This window comes from Winogradskyella thalassocola (genome assembly GCF_900099995.1).
In the GTDB taxonomy this organism is placed as follows: domain Bacteria; phylum Bacteroidota; class Bacteroidia; order Flavobacteriales; family Flavobacteriaceae; genus Winogradskyella; species Winogradskyella thalassocola.
Genome location: NZ_FNCZ01000003.1, coordinates 325,775 through 333,368 on the forward strand (window position 1 = coordinate 325,775; position 7,594 = coordinate 333,368).

Sequence of the window (7,594 nt, forward strand, 5' to 3'; positions counted from 1 at the left end):
CTTCTAAATTTATGCGTCGTTTGTAAAGTGCGAAATTAATAGAATGCTTTTAATCTTTTTAGTGGTTTTGTATGAAATTTTGTGAGGTCTTAAATCGATAACAGTATAAACGTACCATTGCTGACTGTAGATGTTATTGCCGACTATATGAAAGTGTCTAGAAGTATGTTGAACTGTAAGGTTAAATGAGCCTTGTAAATATACATAAGGCAAAGCCATACTTATATACTCCACATCAAGCCAAGTTTAACTGCGTTAAAGTGTTCTTGGGCTATCTTATAATCTGTAGGTGAGATATAATTAGATCCTGCCCTATTTGCGATAATAATTTAATTTCCTTGTCTATTTACATTATGAGCGACAAATGGATGTTCCCATTTACCTGTAATATGATATAGTTCATAATAGATAAACCACTCTAATGCCCATGGTATTATAGTATCATGGACGTTGTTCTTTCTATGATTCCAATGAAAATTATCTATTTCAGGATGGTAAAGACATAGATTCCCTTCTATTGGGTATATGTGAATATCATCATGATACTCAATTTCTGGTTCTACCACGTATACTCTTGGAGCATTCAAACCATCATAAATTAATTTTATGCTATACTCGTTTGATTGTTTTGTTGGCTTTACTATGCCAGTGCATACTAGTTTATTCTGTTTTATTTTACAATCTAAAAAGTTATAATGTGATTCAATGAGCTTTTTCTCCCTAATAAGTATTAATCTTATTGGCAGATTTTGCTCACGTGATTTGAATCTGTTTTTATGAAATTTTTTAACCACCATAACTTGTGTGACGTTTGTTCTTTACACCCGTAGTTTGAGAGGTTATTGCTCCAGAACTTTGCGTGTATGCTGTACTTGATAAAACTTTTTCAGAAATGGTTTTTAAGTCAGCTTCTTTAGCATCTGTATCTTCATCTGCTCCTTCAGGAAATCTATTACCTAAATGGTTTTGCCATAATGTACTTGCAGCAAGTTGATTTTTTGATTCTATTGCGTCTTTCGCATCTTTAATAAAAGCCTCAAGTGCATCCTTAAAGTTTGATTTTTGCTCATATGTTAATTTTTTACATACATCATCAAATGGTGTTACTGGCATTTTTAAAGACCAACTATAACTAATATCATCTCGGATTTTTTTAAGTAATTCATACAATGCAATATCATCACGCTCATTAATATTTAGAAGGCTTACTGCCCATATGCTAAATGCCAAACCTGAAGGGAATTTTCCTTTTTTATTGTCCGACCAAGCCTTTAAATATTTAATAATGCGTTTTAATTGCGGCAAGTCATCTGAGCTTTGGTTATTAAACCAGTCGTAAAAATCTTTCGGGTCACTTTCTTCCCAACCATTATAGCGGGTGGCTAACCTTGGGTGACTATGTTCGTTTGTGTTATAATGATATACAGGGATATCAATATGAAAATCACCTTTATATACAACCCTAATACATTTACTCTTTTTAGAAGGTGTTGTAGTAGTAATATCTTCTACAGCTTTAAATACTTGATCCATAACTGTAGCGGCTGTAACTTCTGAATCTACCATTTTAAAATATACACCCAAATCCATATCACAAGTATCATCATCAGTACGTATGATTGTGTCCATTTTATAAGATCCTTGAATCCACGTACCTGTAAAACTGTACTTAGATTTATCTTTAAAATACTCTGTAATCTTAGTTTTAATATTCTCTCTTGCTGTCTTCATCCTCTTAATTTTTGAGGATGTTAATTTTAGTTTGTTATTATAATCTAAAAACAGCTTATTGCAATTTGCCATATCGTTTATTTTTAAATGTTCATTTTTTGTTAATTGATGGATAATCATTCCTCCTACTACTACTTTTAATACTTGTGATAATAGATTGCCCATGATTTTGATATTTGTTGCTTGCCATGCTCATTAGCTTTTCTAGCTTAATTTTTTTATTAGAATCCATAGCTATTTTAAAACTACTTGGCAATTCTTCTTGTATGCGATAATATTCAAACACTTTATTTTTAATACTGCCTGTGCCACCAGCATAAATACTACACAAATCGTGTACATGTCTTGATTGTGCTTGCATCATTAAGTCTAAAATTCTAATTTTTGATATCCAATACATTTTACCAAATGCTTTTCCAAACCAACCGAACAATACTTTAGAACGCGTCTCATTATATGTTGTTTGTCCTGTGCCAATAGAATATAACTCAATGTCATTGTAAGCGATTTGTAACGCACAATGCGCCTCTGTTAATCCAATAAGAGCTGGATTATTTGCGAATACTCCTCCATCAACACGCATTAAAAATTCTTCTTTATCCTTACCTTCATTAACTTTGTAATGATTAGAGTAAGGATTAAAATAAGTAGGTGCTGCAGCTGTTGCCATTGCTACTTGGTATGCTGGAATATGTAAATCAGTTACATAAGAATCTTTATGAGGTGTTTTAAAAACTTTAGGTTTTGCATTTATAAGGTCATATCCAGTAATGCAGACTCTTGTGCATAAATCTGAAATAAGAGGTTCTATGCCATTATTTGCCTCCTTAAACTTTGTTCTTATTAGCTCTTCAAGTTTTGTATTGTTATATTTTGCTCTTCTCAATCCAAAACGCCATCTCCTATATAATGATGGGAAAATTAATTTTCTATTATCTACGTAAAGATTCTGGATATCGGAAGCTGGAATTTTTAGTGCTAGAGCTAAAGCAAGTATTCCTCCTGTTGATGTACCACAAATTAAATCGAAATGATCAGCTATAGGTTCACCTATACTAGCTTCAAGTTTTGATAAAAATCTAGCAGGATATACGCCTCTTATTCCCCCTCCATCAATTGATAATATTTTAAATTTCTTCTGATTCACTTATTTTCTTTTTTTTATTCTTCCAACTTTTATAGTTTCAATAACTGTTGTTTTTGGTCTTCTCTTTGCTTCTTTGATAGTGATAAACTGTCCAGTTCCTGCATCTCTACCTCTTTTACTTTGTCTTGCCATAATAATTAACTTCTTATTGGTTTCATGTTTAATGAGTTATCTAAATTATCTTTAACCGTTGCATTTGCTACAGTTCTAAGAAATTCTCGTCCATTATTCGAGACATAGGTTACTTTTGCTCCAATTGACCAATTTGGATATCCCCAGGTTATAGTTTTTATTAAGAATTTTTGCTTGAGTAATTTTATTACTGTTTGTTCGTCAGTTTTGTCTCCAAATTTGAAAGAATTATCGTCGTTAACTTTATGAAGTAATACGTGTGTTATGTTATCATTAACATCTTTCCAAACACCTGAAATGAAAAAGTTTGCAAGTTTTGCCATCTTTATATATGTTTAAATTATCTTTTTTTTAATAGTTCATACATTCAAACTATTTAACGATACAAATAAACAACCACATGACGCACTCTATTTGCGTGATGAAAAAAAATATAAATTTTAGTATTTTTTAAGGGTATTATTAAGCATTTCTTTAATTCTCAAACGAAGACTTTCTGGCTCTAAAACCTTAACAGAACTTCCATAGCTTAATATTTTGGAGTGTAATTCATGAAATGGAACTACTTTAAAAGAAAAAGTCAATTTACCGTTTTCTTCTTTTATTAATTCTTGTGATTTATGAATTGGGGATGAAAGCAAGTATTTACCTCTCCAAGCATCAAATTCCAATATAACATCCTCCACTTCTCCGTCAGGTACTGAAATACCAAAGGCATGATTAAAGTATTTATCAGAATCAAAGCCTGTTATTTCTTCACAATCGACGTCAGTCAATTCAAAATTTATTATTCTATCAAGGGCAAAAATTGTTACAAATTCTTTTCCTTCTATTTTACCTATTAAGTACCACAAGTGGTCATACTCCTTTAATAAAATGGGGGTTACTGTATGATTCTTTATTTCTTCTGAATTATGCTTTTTATAATCAAAATTGAATTTAAAATTAGTGTCAAAACCAGCTATAATTTCTGGGATTAATTCACTTCCTTGAAATTTGGGGAAGTTTTCAGGTTGTATAATTATTCTCTTGGATGCCTTTTGTTGACTAGCTTCAATCTTAACTGCATCTACGACCTTATCTATTGCATTCGTGAAATCCTTAAAAATTCCTATATCTTTATAATGTGCTATATTCTTTGTATAAAATAATAAAGCATTTAGTTCATCATTTTTTAATTCTATTGCTGGAAATATATCGTCAACATCATCTGGATAATAATATGCTTTTTTTTGATTAGAATATTTGATTGGTGCATGTAATTCCAATTGCATATCTCTTATATCTTTATTAATTGTAGTAGATCCAACTGAAATATCGTGTCTTTCATAAAGTCTATCAATTATGTCATTAGTCTTAACATAATCCTTATCCCTTAATAGGCTATCAATAAGTCGATGTCTTATATAAGCATTTTTATTTCTAGGCATAAACTAATTCTTTAAAGTGTTCATAAACCATTACCATAGCTAAAGTATCCAACTCACAATATTTTAATAAAGCAGCACTCAATTCGTCGATTTCTATTTGAGTCATATCTGTATATTGCATCTTGCTATATGTTGTCATTGCTGCACCACCATCAGCTATTCCATCAATTTCAGAAAGAGTATTCTCAATTTCATCTTCAGTCCAGTTTTCAAAAACAGGAGGTAATACTTTGTATGGGTTTAATAAATTTTCTTTTTCTTGTTTTAGCCATACATGATCATCGGTGAAATTTTTACTCGTTAAATTTATTTGACCTATTGGTTGAGAATATTTATTTAATAAAAAAGGACTAGAATTGATTGAAGCTGGCAAAACTTCTTTTAAAGAATTAGAACCATTGGTTAGAGGGTTATAATAATAACGTTTTTCAATGTCCCATAAATCTACCATATCTCTTTTTCCAGACCACTGAATTGCACTATCCTTTTTGGAATGTGAAATCGTTTTAATAAAATTCATTAAATCTTCTTTATCTTTTTCATTAGAAGCTAATAACTGTATGTAAATAGCATTTAAAATTGTATTCTCATGATGAGAGTATCTAAAAATGGTACCTTCATCACTACTCAAAGCGTTCCTTAATTCTCTAATAAATTTGTAGTTTGGAAACTCTCCAATTGTATTATTAATGTATTCATTGGCATGCTCTATTTTTCCATTTTTATGATAAATATGATGAGAAAATTGGAATGCAACTTGTTCATACGGCTTAAGGCCCTTATTAAATGGTAAAGCAGAGGTACTTGTTTCAAAATCAATAAAGTGTAATGGAAATTTCCATTTTTCAAATTCATTATTTAGTCCTTCTTTATCAACATAAATTGAAGAATCTTGATTTACTTCTTTCTTTATTTGTAGCCATTGTCGATTAGAGGTTGTAAGTTTTTCTGCTTCTATTTTTAGACCTATATTATCTTCTGTCAAATCCTTTTTAAAAATTATACCTTCTTGAAATAATTTGTTGCCTTTTCTAAAATCATATATATTAAATATATTAGGTTGCTTAAATTCATATTCTCCCCATTTATGTTGCTTAAAAAAGCACTCTTTAAAGCCGGATTTTAATTTTGTGTCAGTCTCATCTGTTAATTTAAACTCGCATTTCTTGCAAGAACTATATGAAGTTGGCCAATTAGCATAAGTGTTATTTACATACAAATCTTTGAATAGTTCAATAGATTCTTGAAAGGTTAAATTTGCGTGGTACTGATATTTATTCGACTCAATTTCATCTATAATTTGTGTAACATTTTTTCTCTCTAAAACTGAATTCCCTATCTGCTCTACTTTATCAACTTTGTTAATTATACCAGTTCGATTATTTCCTTTTTTAGTAATCCTAAACGATTGATTTAATCCATCAAGACTTGCTGTTTTGGATTTATCAGCCATCATTATAAAAGATTCTATTTTCCAGTTAGGATAACATAATTGCATAACATACTTTTGAAACGCAACATCAAATAAATAAGGTTTCCAACCTGCGACCATTCCTCCTTTTTTACCAATAAATAGATAATCATCATCTGGTAAAAATGATTTAGACTTTACTTCAATTAATTCAATAACATCTCCTTTTTTTACTAGAATATCTGTTTTTATATATAATCCTTCAACTAAAAAAGCGGCTTCATAAATTATTACATTCTCTTGTTTTAAAAGATTTTGAGTTAGGTTCCATGCTTTTTCATATTCCCAAGTGTCTTCATCTATCAGTATGCCACCTGGGAAATGCATTCTTGCAAGTTCCTCAACTTGAAAACCGCCTTGAGCTAATGCTTCTAAAAAGGTGTCTTCTTTTTTAATATTGGCATATTCTTTATTACCAGTATAAAAAAGTTTATTTGGACATTCTAACCCAAGTTTGAATCTTGATTTTGATAATACTCTCATAATTTTGGATACAGATAATTGGCATTGTCTAGACAATAAGTAAGATATGCACATTAATATAGGGGAGTATTCAAATATAATATAATTTGTAGTAAGTAACTTTATGGGAAACCGTAAACGACTGAAAATAAGTCATTATAAAAGCCTTTCCACATATACTAAACTATTATATATGCTTCGTGAAAAGAGTGTTTATTCTAAAATTCATAACCCTATAACCATCTACTCTTCTCGTTTAGCTATTCACTCCAACTCAAAAATCAAAGCCGAACGGTATTCGCTATCTATAAACCCAGCAAATCTACCAGAACCAAATAAGTGTCCATTAGAAAAGTCTATTCTTAATTTTTTAGAAGGCTCTCGATACATCCCGAACAAAAAAGTCGGGACATTCGAACTGACGCAACGATTCTCGATACATTTCTTAATTCTTCGTTACACTTCGCATTAAGAAACACTCGAACTGACGTAGTGGGTTAACAAGTTGATATATCTAAATAATCAGAGTAACTTTACAGGTATAGACGAGAGATTTATCATAACATCTTTCAGAAAAATGACGTCATTGGTCTGTAATGTTTGTAGGTCTTTAGAAAACGATTATCTTCACTATTCCCTATACGTTGTACCATGACCAACCCTATTACCTCCATAAACGTCGTTGATTTAGATGGTGTTCCTGTAGATTTGATGCAAGTCTATAAACACAAGATTCTGTTGCTAATTATTTATAATAATGATTGTTTAGGTTGCACAGGGCGCGCTATTCCGTTGGCTTATGAGTTTCAACAAACCTTTCCTATTATACAAGTTGTAGGGATTCATGCGGATTTTCCGGGTAGAATAGGTACCAAAGCGAATATCAAAAGTATTTTTACTAGTGGTGACATTCCGTTTCCTATTTATATAGATAAGAATCATCACGTATTTGATCAATTTCAATCTGAAGGGACACCACAATGGGTTTTACTTTCTGAAGATGGTGTGCTGTATCGTTCAATTTTTGGTTCTCAAGGAAATGCTAAAAACCGTTTGTTTTATGCTTTAGAAAGTCTTGTGGAAAAATAGATTATGTACTGTATAGTTTGTGATCTGTTTTTTTAGAAGGTTCTCGATACATCCCGACTAAAGGGTCGGGACACTCGAACTGACATTAGGAGTTTGAGTGATAGCTTCTATATCTTTTTTATTATGTCTTTT

9 protein-coding genes are annotated in these 7,594 nt (G+C 30.9%); 1 reads left to right on the forward strand and 8 read right to left on the reverse strand.

Annotation, left to right across the window (positions count from 1 at the left end):
- Positions 1-9: 9 nt before the first annotated feature.
- The 8 genes from BLT80_RS19865 to BLT80_RS10660 form a co-directional block, all read right to left on the reverse strand.
- Positions 10-234, reverse strand: a complete 225-nt coding sequence (locus BLT80_RS19865) for a hypothetical protein (RefSeq protein WP_139181050.1) — start codon at positions 232-234, stop codon at positions 10-12.
- A 95-nt stretch (positions 235-329) separates the two neighbouring features.
- Positions 330-797 carry a type II CBASS E2 protein gene (locus BLT80_RS20090; RefSeq protein WP_092467742.1) on the reverse strand — a complete coding sequence of 156 codons (468 nt, stop codon included), beginning with the start codon at positions 795-797 and terminating at the stop codon, positions 330-332.
- Positions 787-1,896 carry a CBASS cGAMP synthase gene (locus BLT80_RS10640; protein WP_175455589.1) on the reverse strand — a complete coding sequence of 370 codons (1,110 nt, stop codon included), beginning with the start codon at positions 1,894-1,896 and terminating at the stop codon, positions 787-789. The genes BLT80_RS20090 and BLT80_RS10640 overlap by 11 nt, the downstream gene beginning before the upstream one ends.
- A complete protein-coding gene (locus BLT80_RS10645) occupies positions 1,823-2,878 on the reverse strand; it encodes a CBASS cGAMP-activated phospholipase (RefSeq protein ID WP_092467746.1) in 1,056 nt (351 codons plus the stop codon). The genes BLT80_RS10640 and BLT80_RS10645 overlap by 74 nt, the downstream gene beginning before the upstream one ends.
- Positions 2,879-3,010 (reverse strand): hypothetical protein, encoded by a 132-nt coding sequence (locus BLT80_RS20400; RefSeq protein WP_262508030.1) that lies wholly within the window; start codon positions 3,008-3,010, stop codon positions 2,879-2,881.
- A gap of 5 nt (positions 3,011-3,015) precedes the next feature.
- Positions 3,016-3,333, reverse strand: a complete 318-nt coding sequence (locus tag BLT80_RS10650) for a DUF3892 domain-containing protein (RefSeq protein ID WP_092467748.1) — start codon at positions 3,331-3,333, stop codon at positions 3,016-3,018.
- Between the two features lie 117 nt (positions 3,334-3,450).
- Positions 3,451-4,440 (reverse strand): helix-turn-helix transcriptional regulator, encoded by a 990-nt coding sequence (locus tag BLT80_RS10655; protein WP_092467750.1) that lies wholly within the window; start codon positions 4,438-4,440, stop codon positions 3,451-3,453.
- Positions 4,433-6,394, reverse strand: a complete 1,962-nt coding sequence (locus BLT80_RS10660) for a DUF2779 domain-containing protein (RefSeq protein WP_092467752.1) — start codon at positions 6,392-6,394, stop codon at positions 4,433-4,435. The genes BLT80_RS10655 and BLT80_RS10660 overlap by 8 nt, the downstream gene beginning before the upstream one ends.
- 630 nt (positions 6,395-7,024) lie before the next feature.
- Between BLT80_RS10660 and BLT80_RS10665 the strand changes: the two genes are divergently transcribed.
- On the forward strand, positions 7,025-7,462 hold the full coding sequence (locus BLT80_RS10665) for a TlpA family protein disulfide reductase (protein WP_092467754.1): 438 nt from the start codon (positions 7,025-7,027) through the stop codon (positions 7,460-7,462).
- The last annotated feature ends 132 nt before the right edge of the window (positions 7,463-7,594 follow it).

What these genes read in the sequence shown, in the direction of transcription:
- BLT80_RS10640 (WP_175455589.1), bottom strand. Translation starts at nt 1,896, where the DNA reads ATGGGCAATCTATTATCACAAGTATTAAAAGTAGTAGTAGGAGGAATG.
- BLT80_RS10660 (WP_092467752.1), bottom strand. Translation starts at nt 6,394, where the DNA reads ATGAGAGTATTATCAAAATCAAGATTCAAACTTGGGTTAGAATGTCCA.
- BLT80_RS20400 (WP_262508030.1), bottom strand. Translation starts at nt 3,010, where the DNA reads ATGGCAAGACAAAGTAAAAGAGGTAGAGATGCAGGAACTGGACAGTTT.
- BLT80_RS10665 (WP_092467754.1), top strand. Translation starts at nt 7,025, where the DNA reads ATGACCAACCCTATTACCTCCATAAACGTCGTTGATTTAGATGGTGTT.
- BLT80_RS10655 (WP_092467750.1), bottom strand. Translation starts at nt 4,440, where the DNA reads ATGCCTAGAAATAAAAATGCTTATATAAGACATCGACTTATTGATAGC.
- BLT80_RS20090 (WP_092467742.1), bottom strand. Translation starts at nt 797, where the DNA reads ATGGTGGTTAAAAAATTTCATAAAAACAGATTCAAATCACGTGAGCAA.
- BLT80_RS10650 (WP_092467748.1), bottom strand. Translation starts at nt 3,333, where the DNA reads ATGGCAAAACTTGCAAACTTTTTCATTTCAGGTGTTTGGAAAGATGTT.